17 protein-coding genes and 1 pseudogene are annotated in these 16355 nt (G+C 52.1%); 15 read left to right on the forward strand and 3 right to left on the reverse strand.

Annotated features, from left to right (window positions below; translation table 11 throughout):
• Nucleotides 1-66: 66 nt before the first annotated feature.
• Both cysK and ACRPFF_RS02390 read left to right on the forward strand, forming a co-directional pair.
• Nucleotides 67-999: a cysteine synthase A gene (gene cysK, locus ACRPFF_RS02385; RefSeq protein ID WP_432673688.1), complete on the forward strand. Its 933-nt coding sequence runs from the start codon at nucleotides 67-69 to the stop codon at nucleotides 997-999.
• A gap of 157 nt (nucleotides 1000-1156) precedes the next feature.
• On the forward strand, nucleotides 1157-2062 hold the full coding sequence (locus ACRPFF_RS02390; protein ID WP_432673710.1) for a DMT family transporter: 906 nt from the start codon (nucleotides 1157-1159) through the stop codon (nucleotides 2060-2062).
• A gap of 154 nt (nucleotides 2063-2216) precedes the next feature.
• On the opposite strand, the gene lepB is transcribed toward ACRPFF_RS02390, so the two are convergent.
• The 3 genes from lepB to ACRPFF_RS02405 form a co-directional block, all read right to left on the reverse strand.
• On the reverse strand, nucleotides 2217-3236 hold the full coding sequence (lepB, locus tag ACRPFF_RS02395; protein WP_411712416.1) for a signal peptidase I: 1020 nt from the start codon (nucleotides 3234-3236) through the stop codon (nucleotides 2217-2219).
• 144 nt (nucleotides 3237-3380) lie between these two features.
• Nucleotides 3381-5174: a translation elongation factor 4 gene (gene lepA, locus ACRPFF_RS02400; RefSeq protein WP_432673689.1), complete on the reverse strand. Its 1794-nt coding sequence runs from the start codon at nucleotides 5172-5174 to the stop codon at nucleotides 3381-3383.
• Between the two features lie 142 nt (nucleotides 5175-5316).
• A complete protein-coding gene (locus ACRPFF_RS02405; protein WP_432673711.1) occupies nucleotides 5317-6018 on the reverse strand; it encodes a 5'-methylthioadenosine/adenosylhomocysteine nucleosidase in 702 nt (233 codons plus the stop codon).
• Nucleotides 6019-6185: 167 nt separating this feature from the next.
• Here ACRPFF_RS02405 and ACRPFF_RS02410 point away from each other — a divergent pair, with 167 nt between their 5' ends.
• The 13 genes and pseudogenes from ACRPFF_RS02410 to hemE all read left to right on the forward strand — a co-directional run bounded on the left by ACRPFF_RS02410 (nucleotide 6186) and on the right by hemE (nucleotide 16316).
• Nucleotides 6186-7316 carry a PilT/PilU family type 4a pilus ATPase gene (locus tag ACRPFF_RS02410; protein ID WP_283255193.1) on the forward strand — a complete coding sequence of 377 codons (1131 nt, stop codon included), beginning with the start codon at nucleotides 6186-6188 and terminating at the stop codon, nucleotides 7314-7316.
• Between the two features lie 34 nt (nucleotides 7317-7350).
• Complete coding sequence (locus ACRPFF_RS02415) at nucleotides 7351-8328, forward strand: DNA polymerase III subunit delta' (RefSeq protein WP_432673690.1); 978 nt, start codon at nucleotides 7351-7353, stop codon at nucleotides 8326-8328.
• A 3-nt stretch (nucleotides 8329-8331) separates the two neighbouring features.
• Nucleotides 8332-8682, forward strand: a complete 351-nt coding sequence (locus tag ACRPFF_RS02420) for a PilZ domain-containing protein (RefSeq protein ID WP_432673691.1) — start codon at nucleotides 8332-8334, stop codon at nucleotides 8680-8682.
• Nucleotides 8683-8686: 4 nt separating this feature from the next.
• The gene (locus ACRPFF_RS02425; protein WP_314169321.1) at nucleotides 8687-9466 is read left to right on the forward strand and encodes a TatD family hydrolase; all 780 of its coding nucleotides are present in this window, start codon (nucleotides 8687-8689) and stop codon (nucleotides 9464-9466) included.
• Nucleotides 9467-9533: 67 nt separating this feature from the next.
• Nucleotides 9534-9720, forward strand: a pseudogene (locus ACRPFF_RS02430) (putative hemolysin).
• A gap of 101 nt (nucleotides 9721-9821) precedes the next feature.
• A complete protein-coding gene (grxD, locus tag ACRPFF_RS02435; protein WP_002241342.1) occupies nucleotides 9822-10133 on the forward strand; it encodes a Grx4 family monothiol glutaredoxin in 312 nt (103 codons plus the stop codon).
• A 105-nt stretch (nucleotides 10134-10238) separates the two neighbouring features.
• Nucleotides 10239-10865: a uracil phosphoribosyltransferase gene (upp, locus tag ACRPFF_RS02440; protein ID WP_019271899.1), complete on the forward strand. Its 627-nt coding sequence runs from the start codon at nucleotides 10239-10241 to the stop codon at nucleotides 10863-10865.
• A gap of 22 nt (nucleotides 10866-10887) precedes the next feature.
• Nucleotides 10888-11205 (forward strand): DUF2322 family protein, encoded by a 318-nt coding sequence (locus ACRPFF_RS02445; protein WP_314169319.1) that lies wholly within the window; start codon nucleotides 10888-10890, stop codon nucleotides 11203-11205.
• Between the two features lie 170 nt (nucleotides 11206-11375).
• Nucleotides 11376-11798, forward strand: a complete 423-nt coding sequence (locus ACRPFF_RS02450) for a protein Gly1ORF1 (protein ID WP_432673692.1) — start codon at nucleotides 11376-11378, stop codon at nucleotides 11796-11798.
• 9 nt (nucleotides 11799-11807) lie between these two features.
• Nucleotides 11808-12530 carry a uroporphyrinogen-III synthase gene (locus ACRPFF_RS02455; RefSeq protein ID WP_432673693.1) on the forward strand — a complete coding sequence of 241 codons (723 nt, stop codon included), beginning with the start codon at nucleotides 11808-11810 and terminating at the stop codon, nucleotides 12528-12530.
• 66 nt (nucleotides 12531-12596) lie between these two features.
• Complete coding sequence (locus ACRPFF_RS02460; protein WP_432673694.1) at nucleotides 12597-13958, forward strand: uroporphyrinogen-III C-methyltransferase; 1362 nt, start codon at nucleotides 12597-12599, stop codon at nucleotides 13956-13958.
• The gene (locus ACRPFF_RS02465; RefSeq protein ID WP_432673695.1) at nucleotides 13955-15172 is read left to right on the forward strand and encodes a heme biosynthesis protein HemY; all 1218 of its coding nucleotides are present in this window, start codon (nucleotides 13955-13957) and stop codon (nucleotides 15170-15172) included. Before ACRPFF_RS02460 ends, ACRPFF_RS02465 begins: the two co-directional genes overlap by 4 nt.
• A gap of 79 nt (nucleotides 15173-15251) precedes the next feature.
• Nucleotides 15252-16316, forward strand: coding sequence for a uroporphyrinogen decarboxylase (gene hemE, locus ACRPFF_RS02470; protein ID WP_432673696.1), 1065 nt, complete (start codon nucleotides 15252-15254; stop codon nucleotides 16314-16316).
• The last annotated feature ends 39 nt before the right edge of the window (nucleotides 16317-16355 follow it).

A 16355-nucleotide genomic window follows, 5' to 3' on the forward strand; every position in this document is an offset into this window, starting at 1 on the left:
TTGGACAGGATGTTGACAGGGGATTGCGTGCCGTACTATCGAAATCTTATTATTCAGGAGCAGAAGATGAAAATTGCAAACAACATTACCGAATTGATCGGCAACACGCCTTTGGTCAAACTGAACCGTCTGACCGAAGGTTTGAAGGCAGAGGTTGCCGTGAAACTGGAATTTTTCAATCCGGGCAGCAGCGTCAAAGACCGCATTGCCGAAGCAATGATCGAGTCCGCCGAAAAAGCGGGCAAAATCAACAAAAACACCGTGATTGTTGAGGCAACCAGCGGCAATACGGGTATCGGTTTGGCAATGGTATGTGCCGCACGCGGCTACAAACTGGCGATTACCATGCCGGAAAGCATGAGCAAAGAGCGCAAAATGCTGTTGCGCGCGTTTGGCGCGGAGCTGATTCTGACCCCTGCCGCCGAAGGTATGGCGGGCGCGATTGCCAAAGCGCAATCCTTGGTGGACGCTCATCCAGACACTTATTTTATGCCGCGCCAGTTCGACAATGAGGCAAATCCCGAAGTCCACCGCAAAACAACCGCTGAGGAAATTTGGCGGGATACGGACGGCAAAGTCGATGTCTTCGTTGCCGGTGTCGGCACAGGCGGTACGATTACCGGCGTGGGCGAAGTATTGAAAAAATACAAACCGGAGGTTCAGGTAGTTGCCGTCGAGCCTGAGGCTTCCCCCGTATTGAGCGGCGGCGAAAAAGGCCCGCACCCGATTCAAGGCATCGGCGCAGGCTTTATTCCGACCGTTTTGAATACCAAAATCTACGACAGTATTGCCAAAGTGCCGAACGAAGCCGCTTTTGAAACCGCCCGCGCAATGGCGGAAAAAGAAGGCATTTTGGTGGGTATTTCTTCCGGTGCGGCGGTTTGGAGCGCGTTGCAGCTTGCCAAACAGCCTGAAAACGAAGGCAAGCTGATAGTCGTGCTGCTGCCTTCTTATGGCGAACGCTATCTCTCTACGCCACTTTTTGCAGATTTGGCATAATGCTTTAATCGGATTGTTGGAACGTTCGGGCGCATTTTGCGGCATCGGTGTAACACCGTACCGCAAAATGCGTTTTTGCATATTTGTCAAAAATCTTCGGTTTCAGACGGCATATTTGCGGGCTAGATGGTTGTTTTTCCGATTGGACGGCTGTCGTATGGAGAAGGGAGGGGATATTGTGGTCGGTAACGGAAAAAAATATGCCGCACCATTGCTGGTGCTGGGTTGCGTGGTGTTCGGTCTGGGCAGCCTGATTGTCAGATCCGTCCCCGTCGGCCCGTATGCAATCGCATTTTGGCGGTTGCTGATTTCGGTGTTCGTATTTTGGTTTTTGGCACGGTTTTTCGGGCAAAAATTCCCAAAAAACAGGAAAACCGTCTGCTATGCCCTGACGGCGGGCGTGTTTCTTGCTTTCGATTTGGCGTTGTGGCACGAAAGCATACACGCGGTCGGGCCGGGTATTTCCACCCTGCTCAACAGTCTGCAAATCTTTTTCTTGTCGGCAATCGGTGTTTTCTTTTTTAACGAACGTTTGAGCGGGCTGAAAAAGGCGGGCTTAATATCGGCAGTTGCTGGCGTGGCGATGATTGCCGGTGCGGAATTCGGCTACAACGGTAATGCGGTTTGGGGATTCGTCAGCGGTTTGGTGTCCGGGCTGATGCTCGCCCTGTCGATGGTGTTCGTCCGCAAGACTCATGAAGTCGAGCCGGTGGCACTTTTCCCTTCAATGATGATTTTGAGTTTGGGCGGCGCGGTATCGCTGGTTGTTCCGGCATTGCTGATGGACGGCGGTGCGCTTTATCCGACGACTTGGAAAGATGCGGGTTTGGTGCTTGTGTACGGCGTGGTGATGCAGTGCTTCGCGTGGGCGATGGTTGCCTATGCGATTCCGCTGCTTTCGCTGTCGCTGACGGGGCTGCTGCTTTTGTCCGAACCGGTTGCCGCCCTGTTCATCGATTATTTCGGGTTGGGCAAACCGATTGAAGGCGTGCAGTGGGCAGGGGTGGCACTGACGCTCTCGGCAATTTACCTCGGTTCGTTGAAACAGCAGTCTTCACATTGATTTCATTAGGGCAATATTGGCAGTTCGCCGTGCAAAACCTGCGTTACCGGACTGATAGGTAGGAAAATCCGTCAACGCCGGACCCGCCTGCAAAGGTGAGGAATAGCAAATGCCGTCTGAAACTATTTTCAGACGGCATTCTTGGCTTCCCAGTTTAGCGGATTGCCGTACCGGCCCGGCTGAAATCGCCGAAGTTCATCAGAATGAAGGTTGCCTTACCGACAACCAGCTTGTCATCTACAAAGCCCCAGTAGCGCGAATCGGCACTGTTGTCGCGGTTGTCGCCCATAGCGAAATAGCGTCCTTCGGGAACCTGACATACAAAACCGCTGCCGTCGTCAGCATATTGGCAATGGTTCAGACCGCTCTGCTCTATGGAGTAGCCGTTTTCAGACATGATATCGGAGGTATATTTGTTCAATACGGGTAGGGAAACGGCCGCTTGCCCTTCTTTTTTCAGAATATTGAATGATCTGCCGTCCAGATCGCTACGGAACATATCCGTGTTGTGGATTTCGGAAGAGTCGGTGTCGTCGTGATAGCTGTATGTGCCGTCAGGAATATCGGAAGCCGGTTTTCCGTTTACCGTCAGAACCTTATCCCGATATTCGACAATGTCGCCCGGGATGCCGACAATACGCTTGATGTAGGTCATGTCCGGCTGCAAAGGATAATTAAAAACGACGACATCGCCCCGTTCGATTTTACCTGTGGGGATAAATACATTGTTTAAAACAGGTACGCGCAAGCCGTAGGAAAATTTGCTGACCAAAATGAAATCGCCCTTGATTAGGCCCGGACGCATGGAGCTGGATGGAATTTGGAACGGTTCGGCAATAAACGACCGGATGAGGAATAATACCAAAACGGTAGGGAAGAAACTGCCGAAATAATCGCCGAAGTGGCTGCTTTCCGAGATTTCGGGATGAGTCTTCAGGCGGTACTTATATACCCCCCAAGCCGTACCGCATAATACAACGAAAATCAGGAAAACGGCGGTAAAGCTCATAAACAGGGACAAAGCGGCAAACACGCCGACCGCCGTCAGGATATAGGCGTATTCGAGGCCGGAACTCCATTCCCCGTTTTCCTGCCGTTTCTTGTCGCTTTTGAAATAAAGGATGATGCCGGCAAGCAGCGCGGCAGCCGCGCCCGACATTAGCATTGTGTTCATTGTTGTTCCTTAATGCTTAAAAACCCGCCCGTCCGTGCAACCGTTTTAAGGCGGCAAATTGCAAAATTTGTTTGCGGGCGTGTGCCCCTGAAATCAGGGCGGTTTGAGGGGTGTTCCCGACGTGCCGCCCTATGTGCCGAAATATTATTTGTCGCTTACCTGCAAAATCGCCAAGAACGCGCTTTGCGGAATTTCCACGTTGCCCACTTGTTTCATACGGCGTTTGCCTGCCTTTTGTTTTTCAAGCAGTTTTTTCTTACGCGTAATATCGCCGCCGTAACATTTTGCCAAAACGTTTTTACGCAGGGCTTTGACGTTTTCTCTGGCGATGATCTGGCTGCCGATGGCGGCTTGGACGGCGATGTCGAACATTTGGCGCGGAATCAGTTCGCGCATTTTCGATGCCAGCTCGCGGCCTCGGTGAACGGCACTTTGACGGTGCACAATCAGGCTCAGCGCATCGACTTTTTCGCCGTTGACCATAATATCCAGCTTAATCAAATCAGACGGTTGGAACTCTTTGAAATGGTAGTCCAACGAAGCATAACCGCGCGAAGTCGATTTGAGTTTGTCAAAAAAGTCCATGACGACTTCGTTCATCGGTAAATCGTAAGTCAGCATCACTTGGCGGCCCATGTATTGCATATTGACCTGCACGCCGCGCTTTTGGTTACACAAAGTCATGACGTTGCCGACGTATTCCTGCGGCACAAGAATGGTCGCAGTGATAATCGGCTCGAGAATAGTTTCGATGCTGCCGATGTCGGGCAGTTTGGACGGGTTTTCGACTTCGATTTTTTCACCGCTTTTCAACACGACTTCGTAAACCACCGTCGGCGCGGTGGTAATCAAATCCATGTCGAACTCGCGTTCCAAACGTTCCTGTACGATTTCCAAGTGCAACAGACCCAAGAAACCGCAACGGAAGCCGAAGCCCAATGCTTGAGAAACTTCAGGCTCGAATTTCAACGAAGCATCGTTCAGCTGCAATTTTTCCAAAGCGTCGCGCAAAGCCTCATAGTCGTGGCTTTCCACGGGATAAAGGCCCGCGAATACTTGACTTTGTACTTCTGGGAAGCCGGGCAGTGGCTCTGAGGCGGGGTTGGCAACCAGTGTAACCGTATCGCCGACTTTCGCCTGACCCAATTCTTTTACGCCGGTAATCAAAAAGCCTACTTCGCCGGCTTTGAGTTCTTGTTTTTGAACCGATTTCGGTGTGAATACGCCCAGCTGCTCGACCTGCGTTTCCGCCTTGGTGCTCATAAAGCGCACTTTGTCTTTCAGTTTGATGGTGCCGTTTTTCACTCGAATCAGCATGACCACGCCGACGTAATTGTCAAACCACGAATCGACAATCACGGCTTGCAGTGGCGCGTTTTCGTCGCCAGTCGGTGCGGGGATTTTGGCAACGATTTCTTCCAAAACGTCTTCCACGCCGATGCCGCTTTTGGCGGAACATTGCACCGCGCCGACGGCATCGATGCCGATGATGTCTTCAATTTCCTGTTCCACGCGTTCGGGGTCGGCGGCGGGCAGGTCGATTTTGTTCAAAACAGGCACGACTTCCACGCCCAAATCAATCGCGGTATAGCAGTTCGCCACGGTTTGCGCTTCGACCCCCTGAGATGCGTCAACCACCAAAAGCGCGCCTTCGCAGGCGGACAGCGAACGGGAGACTTCGTAAGAGAAGTCGACGTGTCCCGGCGTGTCAATCAGGTTGAGTTGATACACCTGCCCGTCGCGTGCTTTATAGTTGAGCGCGGCGGTTTGCGCTTTGATGGTAATGCCGCGCTCTTTTTCGATGTCCATGGAATCGAGCACCTGCGTACTCATTTCGCGCAAATCCAAGCCGCCGCAATATTGGATGAAGCGGTCGGCAAGCGTCGATTTGCCGTGGTCGATGTGGGCAATGATGGAGAAATTTCGGATATTTTTCATTAGAGTTATTTTGAATGTCGAACAGTGGGTTTTAAAAATGCCGTCTGAACAAACAGCGGTACGTCCAAATATCGGGCGCAACGTGGAAATAGCCCGATATTCTAACGGAAAACCGCTGTTTTGGCATGATTTGATAAAGGTTTTATAAAGATTTGACGATTTCTGCCACCATTTTTGCAGAACTTGCCGCCGCCGTTTTCAAAAATTCGTCAAAGCTGATGTCTGCCTTTTCGTCTGCCGAATCGGAAACCGCGCGGATGATGACGAAAGGCGTTTCCAACTGATGACAAGTTTGGGCAATCGCCGCTGCTTCCATTTCTACCGCCTTAACTTCGGGGAAGTGCTTGCGGATTTCCGCCACGCCTTCGCTGCTGTGGACAAAGCGGTCGCCGCTGACAATCAGCCCTTGTTCTACCGCCGCGCCTTCAAACATTTCCGCCGCCTGTTTTGCCTTGCCGACCAAGAGGCCGTCTGAAACAAATACGGCGGGCAGTTGCGGCACTTGTCCCCAAACATAACCGAACGCCGTTACATCGACATCGTGGTGTGCAATTTCCGTGCCGACCACGACGTCGCCGACTTTCAAGCCCTTGCCCAAGCCGCCCGCGCTGCCGGTGTTGATGACGCAGTCCGGTGCGAACTGATGGATAAGCCAGGCCGTTGCAACTGCCGCGTTGACCTTGCCGATGCCGCTCAATGCAAGCACCATGCGTTTTCCCACCAATTCGCCTTCATAGGCGGAAAATCTGCCGAAAGAGATGGCTTTGACATTTTCCATCATCTCGCGCAAAAGCTCGATTTCCTGTTCCATTGCGCCGATAACGGCTACTGTTTTCAAAGACATATTGCTGACCTGCTGTGAATTTCGGATAGAATGCCGAATTATACACGCTAACACGGCAGGATTGAGTGGGGGCGGTTTGTCCATGCCGTCTGAAACGGTTTCAGACGGCATGGCGGGTTTTTGGTAGAATGGGAAGGTACAGATTGTTTGAAGATTTGGGGACGAGGATGTTTACCGATGAAAATATGACGGCAAAAGACGAGTTGTTCGCATGGCTGCGCCATATGAACAAAAACAAAGGTTCCGACCTGTTTGTGACGACCCATTTCCCGCCCGCAATGAAGCTGGACGGCAAAATCACCCGCATCACGGACGAGCCGCTGACGGCGGAAAAATGTATGGAAATCGCCTTTTCGATTATGAGTGCGAAGCAGGCGGAAGAATTTTCATCGACCAACGAGTGCAACTTCGCCATCAGCCTGCCGGACACCAGCCGCTTCCGCGTCAATGCGATGATACAGCGCGGTGCGACGGCATTGGTATTCCGCGCGATTACCAGCAAGATTCCCAAGTTTGAAAGCCTGAACCTGCCGCCGGTCTTGAAGGATGTCGCGCTGAAAAAACGCGGGCTGGTTATTTTTGTCGGCGGCACCGGCTCGGGCAAATCGACTTCGCTTGCCTCGCTTATCGATTACCGCAATGAAAATTCGTTCGGGCACATCATCACCATCGAAGACCCGATCGAGTTTGTCCACGAACACAAAAACTGCATCATCACCCAGCGCGAGGTCGGCGTGGATACGGAAAACTGGATGGCGGCGTTGAAAAACACGCTGCGTCAGGCACCGGATGTGATTCTGATCGGCGAAATCCGCGACCGCGAAACAATGGACTACGCCATTGCCTTTGCCGAAACGGGGCATTTGTGTATGGCGACGCTGCACGCCAACAGCACCAATCAGGCACTCGACCGCATCATCAACTTTTTCCCCGAGGAGCGGCGCGAACAATTGCTGACGGATTTGTCGCTCAACCTTCAGGCGTTTATTTCGCAACGCCTCGTTCCGCGAGACGGCGGCAAGGGCAGGGTGGCGGCAGTCGAGGTGCTGCTCAATTCGCCCCTGATTTCGGAGTTGATTCACAACGGCAACATCCATGAAATCAAAGAAGTGATGAAAAAATCCACTACCCTGGGTATGCAGACCTTCGACCAACACCTTTACCAATTGTATGAAAAAGGCGAGATTTCCTTGCAGGATGCCTTGAAAAATGCCGATTCCGCACACGATTTGCGTTTGGCGGTGCAGTTGCGCAGCCGCCGCGCGCAAAGTTCCGACCCCGATTTGGAACTGCTCTGATGAACGGCATGGATTTCCGGACGGATGGTTTGAAATGATTTATCCGTGGCATAATGAGCAATGGCGGCAGATTGCGGAACATTGGGAGCGTCGTCCCAATGCATGGCTGTTCATTGGTAAAAAAGGTACGGGAAAGACTGCGTTTGCCCGCTTTGTGGCACAGAAGCTGTTATGCGAAAACCCTGTGCCGGGGGGCGGACCTTGCGGGGTATGCGCGTCCTGCCATTTGTTCGAGCAGGGAGGACATCCTGATTTTTATGAGATAACCCCCTTGTCGGATGAGCCGGAAAACGGGCGCAAACTGTTGCAGATTAAAATCGATGCCATCAGGAAAATTATCGACAACGTGTATCTGACTTCGGTACGGGGCGGTTTGCGCGTGGTTCTGATTCATCCTGCGGAAAGTATGAATGTCCAGGCCGCCAACAGCTTGTTGAAAGTGTTGGAAGAACCGCCGCCCCAAGTGGTCTTTTTGCTGGTAAGCCACGCGGCGGACAAGGTTTTACCGACCATTAAAAGCCGCTGCCGGAAAATGGTTTTGCCTGCGCCTTCCCATGAAGAGGCATTGGCGTATCTGCGCGACAGGGGTGTTGCGGAACCGGAAGACCGCCTAGCTTTCCATTCCGGCGCGCCGCTGTTTCAGGAGGAAGGCGAGCTTCGGGAATTGAGGGCAAAGCTGCTGGAGATATTGGCAGAGCCGAGATTGTTGAAGATTTTGGATTACGCCGCGCTTTTCGATAAGGAAAAACTTCCGCTCGCCGTATTTGTCGGGTGGATGCAGAAGTGGCTGGTCGATTTGGGATTGTGCCTGCAACACATGAAACCCGTCTATTATCCTGCTTATGAAGACAAGCTGCTTCAGACGGCATCCGGTTTCCGTCCGCGCAATGTATTTGCGGCGGAGGATATGCTCAAACAGCTTGCCCCTTACGGGTTTCACACTTTAAATGTCAAAATGCAGATCGAGCATCTGCTCATCAACTATTTGGAATTGAAGAAAGAGAACGGGTGAATTATGTCAGACGGACAAAATATTCCGGCAAAAATGATGTCGTTGCAGTTGAAAGACGTGAATCTACTTTACAGCTCCTATATGCCGTTTTTGGAACACGGCGGTCTGTTTGTGCAGACCGACGACGTATTTTCCATCGGGGAAGACATCCTGCTTGCCGCAGAAATCCTTAACCTTCCCAAGCTTTTCCTGCCGACCAAAGTTGCCTGGATTAATCCGGCGCGCACCTCGTCAAAGCCCAAAGGGGTGGGGTTGGCGTTTACGACACATGAAAACTGTTTGAAAGTCAAAGACCAAATCGAAGCCGAATTGGGCCGTATGCTTGGCAGCAATAGGCCTACATTTACCATGTAACACCATGCATATTATCGATTCACACTGCCACCTCAATTTTGAGGGTTTGAAAGAACGCCTGCCCGAAGTTTTGTCCAATATGGAAGAAAACGGAGTGGGGCAGGCGCTTGCCATCAGCGTCAGCAGGCAAAGTTTTGCCGAAGTATCCGCTATCGCCGAAGTTTATGAGCATATTTACTGCACAATAGGCGTACATCCCGACAGTAAGGAAGCCGAAGAATTTTCCATTGCGGAAATGGTTGCCGCAGCCGCCTCGCCGAAAGTGGTCGGCATAGGCGAGACGGGGTTGGATTATTACTGGTGCAAAGGCGATTTGTCTTGGCAACACAAACGCTTTGCAGACCACATCGAAGCAGCCAATCAAACCGGACTGCCCGTTATCGTCCATACGCGCGATGCGGCGGCGGATACCTTGTCTATCCTGAAAGAATGCCGGGTTAATTCGGGCGTTATCCACTGTTTTTCCGAGGATGTCGGTTTTGCCCGTGCGGCAATGGATTTGGGACTTTATATTTCTTTCTCGGGAATCGTTACCTTTAAAAACGCACCCTTGGTTCAGGAGGCGGCAAAATACGTTCCGGACGACCGTATCCTGGTGGAAACCGATGCACCGTTCCTCGCTCCCGTTCCCAAGCGCGGCAGGCAGAACGAGCCGGCTTTTGTGCGTCATACCGCCGAACATATTGCCAAATTGCGGAACCAAACATTGGAACAGGTTGCGGCATATACGACGGAAAACTTTTACCGTCTGTTTAAAAAAGTGCCCGATATGCGGGCCATCTGACCCTGTGCCGACGATAAGGGAAACCATGAGGGCAATTCATCTGTATGTATGTCCGCGCTGCTGCTGACTGCCTGCCAACACGTTTCGGACAGGCATGAGGCAGTCGGTATGGCAAATTCCGCTTCCAAATTCTGCATTGCCAAAGGCGGCAGACGGGAAGCAAAAAAGACGAAAGCGGCGGCGGATATACCCTGTGCCATTTGCCGGACAGCAGGATTGTCGAGGAGTGGGAATATTTCCGTTCACAACATTGATACTGCGCGATATACGGCAAATATTGTGGGAAGTTTCCGCTTTTGCGTATAATGCGCCCTACCTGACAAATTTTGTCAACTTTAATCAAAAGGAATAAGCGATGGCTTCCATCCACGACCAAATTAAAGAAGTAGTAACGACTCACCGCGTTGTATTGTTTATGAAAGGTACGAAGCAGTTTCCGCAATGCGGTTTTTCTTCACGTGCCGTACAAATCCTTAATGCGGCAGGCTGTACCGACTATGTAACCGTCAACGTATTGGAAAATCCCGAAGTACGTCAAGGTATTAAAGAATACAGCGACTGGCCAACCATTCCCCAACTTTATGTGAACGGCGAATTTGTCGGCGGCTCGGACATTCTGGCGGAGATGTATGAGGCAGGCGAGCTGCAGGATCTGCTCAAAGCCTGATTCGGCCGTTCATGCCGTCTGAACGTGTTTCAGACGGCATTTTCTTTTCCGGCAAATTAAAAAAAAGTATAATGACGCGTCTCAAAATCACATTGGAACACCGCGATGAACGTTAACGTTATCAACCATCCGCTCGTCCGCCACAAATTAACCCTGATGAGGGAGGCAGATTGCAGCACCTACAAATTCCGAACGCTTACCACAGAGCTGGCACGCCTGATGGCGTACGAAGCAAGTCGTGATTTTGAAATCGAAAAATACCTTATCGACGGATGGTGCGGTCAGATTGAAGGCGACCGCATCAAGGGCAAAACATTGACCGTCGTTCCCATACTGCGTGCAGGTTTGGGTATGCTTGACGGCGTACTCGACTTGATTCCGACTGCCAAAATCAGCGTGGTCGGCCTGCAGCGCGACGAAGAAACGCTGAAGCCTATTTCCTATTTTGAGAAATTTGTGGACAGTATGGACGAACGTCCGGCTTTGATTATCGATCCTATGCTGGCGACAGGCGGTTCGATGGTGGCCACCATCGACCTGTTGAAAGAAAAAGGTTGCCGCAACATCAAAGCCTTAGTCTTGGTTGCCGCCCCTGAGGGCGTGAAGGCTGTTAATGACGCGCATCCCGATGTTACGATTTATACCGCCGCGCTCGACAGCCATTTGAACGAAAACGGCTACATCATCCCCGGCTTGGGCGATGCGGGCGACAAGATTTTCGGTACGCGCTAACTGTTTGATTTTCGGAGCTGACATGAATTTTCAAGATTATCTTGCGACATTTCCGCCTATCGATCATTTGACCGGTTTGGATGTTCAGGATGCCGATGGCAAAACGGTTCACCATATTCCTGCCGTACAGGGCAAGCTCGGTTCGCTCAAGTTGTACAATGCTTTGGCGGAACGTTTTGGCGGAAAATTGGGTCAAGAAGCGGCAGAACAGGGTTTGATATGGTTTGCTGAACACGTTGCCGATGCGCGCGCCCACCCCGGTAAGCATCCCAATATCGATTTGCTGGAAAATGTCGTGCAAAGCGGTGAAACCTGGTTGCTGAAACCTGTCTCCGCCTGATGCGGAATAAAGGAAATGCCGTCTGAAAAGTGTTTTCAGACGGCATTCACTTAAAGTGGAATAATAATTTCAAGCCGAAGGGAAGCGGTTTCAACACCTCGGGCAAGAATAAGGTATGTACGGTTTGGTTTGTGAAGGATTAAATCCTTATAAAACATCGGATGATTCCAATGAAAAGAACCTTGATTTTGATTTTTTCAGGAATGATTGGCACGGCAGGTATTGCCCAAGCAGGTCCGGTATTTTCCTGTAAGACGGACAACAATAAATATATCGAGGTTGAAAAAATCAACCCGAACCTTTACGAATATTCATTCGGCAGTATGGGTAAAAAAGAAATCGTTATCCGCAACGGAAAATCCGACCTGTTGCACCGTTCCGACAAATGGGAAGGGACGGGTAGAGGTCGTTGGGCGACGATGAAATTCCAAAACGGCGAATTTATGTACACCGTATGGACAGACTTCGATTCCGTGACTCATACGGAAAGCAGCGGTGTCGTTGTGGAGCGTAGGGGCAAGGAAGTCGCACGGGTCGGCTGTACACCGAAAACCGCGCAGGCAAATTTCAATGATAACGACTTTTCTTGGTAATCCCAGGTAATGGAATCAATGATGCCGACTATGCTGATTGTCCGTCCGTCCGCCAGGGCCGCAGAAGATGTCGAAACCTGCCGTCGTACCGGATGGCAGGCGGAAGTGTTGAGCCCGATTGAAATCGAAGCAGATGCTGCCGGGCTGGCACGCCTGCCCGAACAATATGCCCGCGCCGATGCGGTATTTTGGGTCAGTCCGACCGCAATCGAAACCGCCGTCCCGCACCTTAACCTTTCAGACGGCATAAAGGCGCACATTGCCGTAGGGCAGGGCAGCCGCCGCGCATTGGAACGCTATTTGGGCAGAACGGTCATTGCGCCGGATGACGGAAACGACAGCGAGGCGGTTTTGCGCCTGCCGGTTTGGAACAGTCTGCCCGAAGGTGCACGCGTCTTGTTCGTGCGCGGACACGGCGGGCGGGATTTCCTTATGAGGAGGCTTCGGGAAAAGGGTTTGCAAACCGAATTGGCCGAAGTGTATTTCAGACGGCATAAACCTTTGAACTTTCAAAATTTCCAATCCGAGAATATTACTGCCGCCTATATTACGTCTACAGAACTCGTGCAGTTGCTGTTTGCACAGGTTCCTCCGCAATTTTCCCGATTCTTCAAATCCTTGTTATACTTCACCCATCATCCGCGTATTGCGGAGGCCTTGAAACGCGAAGGAGTACAGTCGGTGGAAACCGTCCCTTCGCTGGAATACGCACTTTCCCATTTTCCTGTTTGAAAGGTTCGGATCCGTTGCGGACGGTCCGGCCTTTCCTAAAAAGCTTAATCGATAAGGAGCAAAACGGTGAGCGAACCTGAAAACAAATCATCCGAACCCGTCAGCGGGACAGCGGCGCAAAAAGAAATGCCGTCTGAAACCTCTTTACCGAACAAAAAGTCCGAATCTGAAGCGCAAACCGGCAATGCGGGCATGGGTTACGCACAGGATACCCGCCCCTTCGTCGTCAAACAGACCGGCAGCAACGCCTTGGCAATCTGCGCTTTAGTATTAGCGGCCTTGGGTTTGGGTGCGGGCGGATTTCTGTTCGTACAAGGGCAGAATGTCCTGAAAAACCAAGAATTGGCATTCAATCAAAAAATTGACAAAGCCGCTTTGGGCGAATCGGAGAACGCCACCCTGCTGAAAGACAACCTCAACCGGCAAGCCACCATACAATCAGAGCTTGACCGTTTGGACGGAAACGTCAAAGCAAACGGCGAACAAATCCTGGAAATGCAAAAATCCTATCGCGAGTTGACCAAAGGACGCGCCGATTGGCTGGTGGACGAAACCGAGACCATACTCAATCTGGCTGTGCAACAGTTGGTCTTGACGGGCAACATACAGGCTGCCGTAGGCGTGTTGGAGCATATCGACAACCGATTGTCCCGTTTCGATCAGGCGGAGCTCCTGCCGCTCAAGCAGGCAATCAGCAGCGACTTGGCGGAACTGAAAAACCGTCCTTATGTCGATATTTCCGGCACGGCACTGCGCATCGACCGGTTGGAAACCGCCGTATCCGGACTGCCGTTGATTTTGGACGGCGTATTGAAACCGGGCGTACAGGTGAAGAACGAAGCCGTTTCCGCCTCATGGTGGCAGTACGTATGGGAAAAATCCCTCGGCACATTGAAAGGGCTGGTCGAAATCCGCCGTTTGGAAAACAACGATGCCATGCTGATTTCTCCCGAACAGGCATATTTTGTACGCGAAAATCTGCGCCTCCGCCTTTTGGATGCGCGGACTGCATTAATGCAACGCAACAGCGAAGTCTATCAAAGCGATTTGAACAATGCTGAAACCGCCGTCAGACAGTATTTTGATGCCAAATCCCCCGCCACGCAGTCGTGGTTGAAGGAATTGGCGGAATTGAAGGCGTTGGATGTGCGCATGACGGCGGATGACGGCTTGAAGGCCAGTTTAAATGCCGTCCGCGCCTATCGCGACGGTACGCGCATGACGGCGGCGGAAAATCAAGAAGCGGAACAGGTGGTTTCCGAACCGGCAAACGAAAAAACAGCTTCCGAACCGGCTGCCGCATCGGATGTGAAGACCATAGAAGCACCGTCCCTCCCGTCGGAACGCAAACCAGAACAGCCTGCAAAAAAACAGCCCGTACCGGAAAAGGCGGGGCGTTCGCCGTCTGCTAGAGGAGAACGCGCATGAAAACGGTAGTCTGGATTGTCGTCCTGTTTGCCGCCGCCGTCGGACTGGCACTGGCTTCGGGCATTTACACCGGCGACGTGTATATCGTACTCGGACAGACCATGCTCAGAATCAACCTGCACGCCTTTGTACTGGGGCTGCTGATTGCCGTTGCAGTTTGGTATTTCCTGCTTAAATTCGTCATCGGCATTTTGAATATTCCCGAAAAGATGCAGCGTTTCAGTTTGGCACGAAAAGGACGCAAGGCCGCGCTTTACTTGAACAAAGCGGGTTTGGCGTATTTTGAAGGGCGTTTTGAAAAGGCGGAACTCGAAGCCTCTCGAGTGTTGTGCAACAAAGAGGCGGGCGACAACCGTACTTTGGCATTGATGTTGGGCGCACATGCCGCCGGGCAGATGGAAAATACCGAATTGCGCGACCGGTACCTTGCAGAAATTGCAAAGTTGCCTGCAAAACAGCAGCTTTCACGCTACCTCCTGCTGGCGGAATCGGCACTAAACCGCCGGGATTACGAAACGGTGGAAGCCAATCTGCACGCGGCAGCCAAAATGAATGCCGGACTGACACGGCTTGTGCGCCTGCAATTGCGCTATGCCTTCGAGAGGGGAGACGCGCTTGAGGTGTTGGCAAAAACCGAAAAACTTTCCAAGGCAGGCGCGTTGGGTGAATCTGAAACGGAACAGTATCAAAATTGGGCCTACCGACGGCTGCTGGCGGATGCAGACGATGCTGTTTCTCTGAAAGCTTGTCTGAAGCGGATTCCCGACAGCCTCAAAAACGGGGAATTGAGCGTATCGGTTGCGGAAAAGTACGAACGTTTGGGACTGTATACCGAAGCGGTTAGATGGGTCAAACAGCATTATCCGCAAAGCCGCAGACCCGAACTTTTGGAAGCATTCGTCGAGAGCGTGCGCTTTTTGGGCGAACGCGATCAGCAGAAGGCCATTGATTTGGCCGATGCTTGGCTTCGGGATCAGCCCGACAATGCCCTGCTTTTGATGTATCTCGGACAGCTTGCCTACGGCCGCAAACTTTGGGGTAAGGCAAAAGGTTACCTTGAAGCGAGTATTGCACTGAAGCCGAGTATTTCCGCGCGTTTGGTTCTGGCAAAGGTTTTCGACGAAATCGGAGAAACGCAGAAGGCGGAGGCGCAGCGCAGCTTGGTTTTGGCAAGTGTTGCAGAGGAAAACAGACCTTCCGCAGAAACCCATTGAAACCTTCAGACGGCATAGTTGAAATGCCGTCTGAAAACTATTCCACACACTTTACAAACATACTGACAGAAAGCCCCGCATGACTCTTTTAAAAAACGATACCTTCCTCCGCGCCCTGCTCAAACAGCCCGTCGAATACACGCCGATTTGGATGATGCGCCAGGCGGGGCGTTATCTGCCCGAATACAAAGCCACGCGCGCGAAAGCGGGCAGCTTCCTTGATTTGTGCAAAAACACCGAATTGGCGACCGAAGTCACCATCCAACCTTTGGAACGTTTCGATTTGGACGCGGCGATTCTGTTCTCCGACATCCTGACCGTTCCCGACGCAATGGGCTTGGGACTGTACTTTGCCGAAGGCGAAGGTCCGAAATTCGAACGCGCCTTGCAACACGAAGCCGACATCGCCAAGCTGCACGTTCCCGATATGGAAAAACTGCAATACGTTTTCGACGCGGTAACTTCCATCCGTAAAGCATTGGACGGCCGCGTACCGCTTATCGGCTTCTCCGGCAGTCCGTTCACGCTCGCCTGTTACATGGTTGAAGGCGGCAGCAGCAAAGAATTCCGCACCATCAAAACCATGATGTACTCGCGCCCCGATTTGCTGCACAAAATCCTCGATACCAACGCCCAAGCCGTTACCGCCTACCTCAACGCCCAAATCGACGCAGGCGCGCAGGCTGTGCAGATTTTCGACACTTGGGGCGGCGTGTTGAGCGACGCGGCGTTTAAAGAATTCAGCCTCAAATACATCCGCCAAATCGTTGCCGGANTGAAACGCGAAAGCGAAGGCAGACGCGTTCCCGTCATCGTGTTTGCCAAAGGCGGCGGACTGTGGCTGGAAAGCATGGCAGAAATTGGTGCGGACGCCTTGGGCTTGGACTGGACGTGCAACATCGGCGAAGCACGCCGCCGCGTCGGCAAGCAAGTCGCCCTGCAAGGCAACTTCGACCCATTCGCCCTCTTCGGTACGCCGGAATCCATCCGCACCGAAGTCGCACGTATCCTTGCCGACTTCGGACAAGGCAGCGGTCATGTCTTCAATCTCGGACACGGCATCAACCAACACGCCGACCCCGAACACGCCAAAATCTTAGTCGACACCGTACACGAGCTGTCGCGGCAGTATCACGGCGGGTAAGCCGGCAGGAAACTGCCCGATATGCCGTCTGAAGAATCG

The organism is Neisseria sp. SLRRB23 (assembly GCF_050896295.1).
Taxonomy (GTDB): Bacteria; Pseudomonadota; Gammaproteobacteria; order Burkholderiales; family Neisseriaceae; genus Neisseria.

Bases quoted from the DNA above. Each gene is read 5' to 3' on its own strand.
- lepB (WP_411712416.1), bottom strand. From the start codon at position 3,236: ATGAACACAATGCTAATGTCGGGCGCGGCTGCCGCGCTGCTTGCCGGC.
- ACRPFF_RS02450 (WP_432673692.1), top strand. From the start codon at position 11,376: ATGAAAAGAACCTTGATTTTGATTTTTTCAGGAATGATTGGCACGGCA.
- ACRPFF_RS02410 (WP_283255193.1), top strand. From the start codon at position 6,186: ATGTTTACCGATGAAAATATGACGGCAAAAGACGAGTTGTTCGCATGG.
- ACRPFF_RS02425 (WP_314169321.1), top strand. From the start codon at position 8,687: ATGCATATTATCGATTCACACTGCCACCTCAATTTTGAGGGTTTGAAA.
- upp (WP_019271899.1), top strand. From the start codon at position 10,239: ATGAACGTTAACGTTATCAACCATCCGCTCGTCCGCCACAAATTAACC.
- lepA (WP_432673689.1), bottom strand. From the start codon at position 5,174: ATGAAAAATATCCGAAATTTCTCCATCATTGCCCACATCGACCACGGC.
- ACRPFF_RS02415 (WP_432673690.1), top strand. From the start codon at position 7,351: ATGATTTATCCGTGGCATAATGAGCAATGGCGGCAGATTGCGGAACAT.
- ACRPFF_RS02455 (WP_432673693.1), top strand. From the start codon at position 11,808: ATGGAATCAATGATGCCGACTATGCTGATTGTCCGTCCGTCCGCCAGG.
- ACRPFF_RS02420 (WP_432673691.1), top strand. From the start codon at position 8,332: ATGTCAGACGGACAAAATATTCCGGCAAAAATGATGTCGTTGCAGTTG.
- ACRPFF_RS02445 (WP_314169319.1), top strand. From the start codon at position 10,888: ATGAATTTTCAAGATTATCTTGCGACATTTCCGCCTATCGATCATTTG.
- ACRPFF_RS02405 (WP_432673711.1), bottom strand. From the start codon at position 6,018: ATGTCTTTGAAAACAGTAGCCGTTATCGGCGCAATGGAACAGGAAATC.
- cysK (WP_432673688.1), top strand. From the start codon at position 67: ATGAAAATTGCAAACAACATTACCGAATTGATCGGCAACACGCCTTTG.
- ACRPFF_RS02390 (WP_432673710.1), top strand. From the start codon at position 1,157: ATGGAGAAGGGAGGGGATATTGTGGTCGGTAACGGAAAAAAATATGCC.
- ACRPFF_RS02465 (WP_432673695.1), top strand. From the start codon at position 13,955: ATGAAAACGGTAGTCTGGATTGTCGTCCTGTTTGCCGCCGCCGTCGGA.
- grxD (WP_002241342.1), top strand. From the start codon at position 9,822: ATGGCTTCCATCCACGACCAAATTAAAGAAGTAGTAACGACTCACCGC.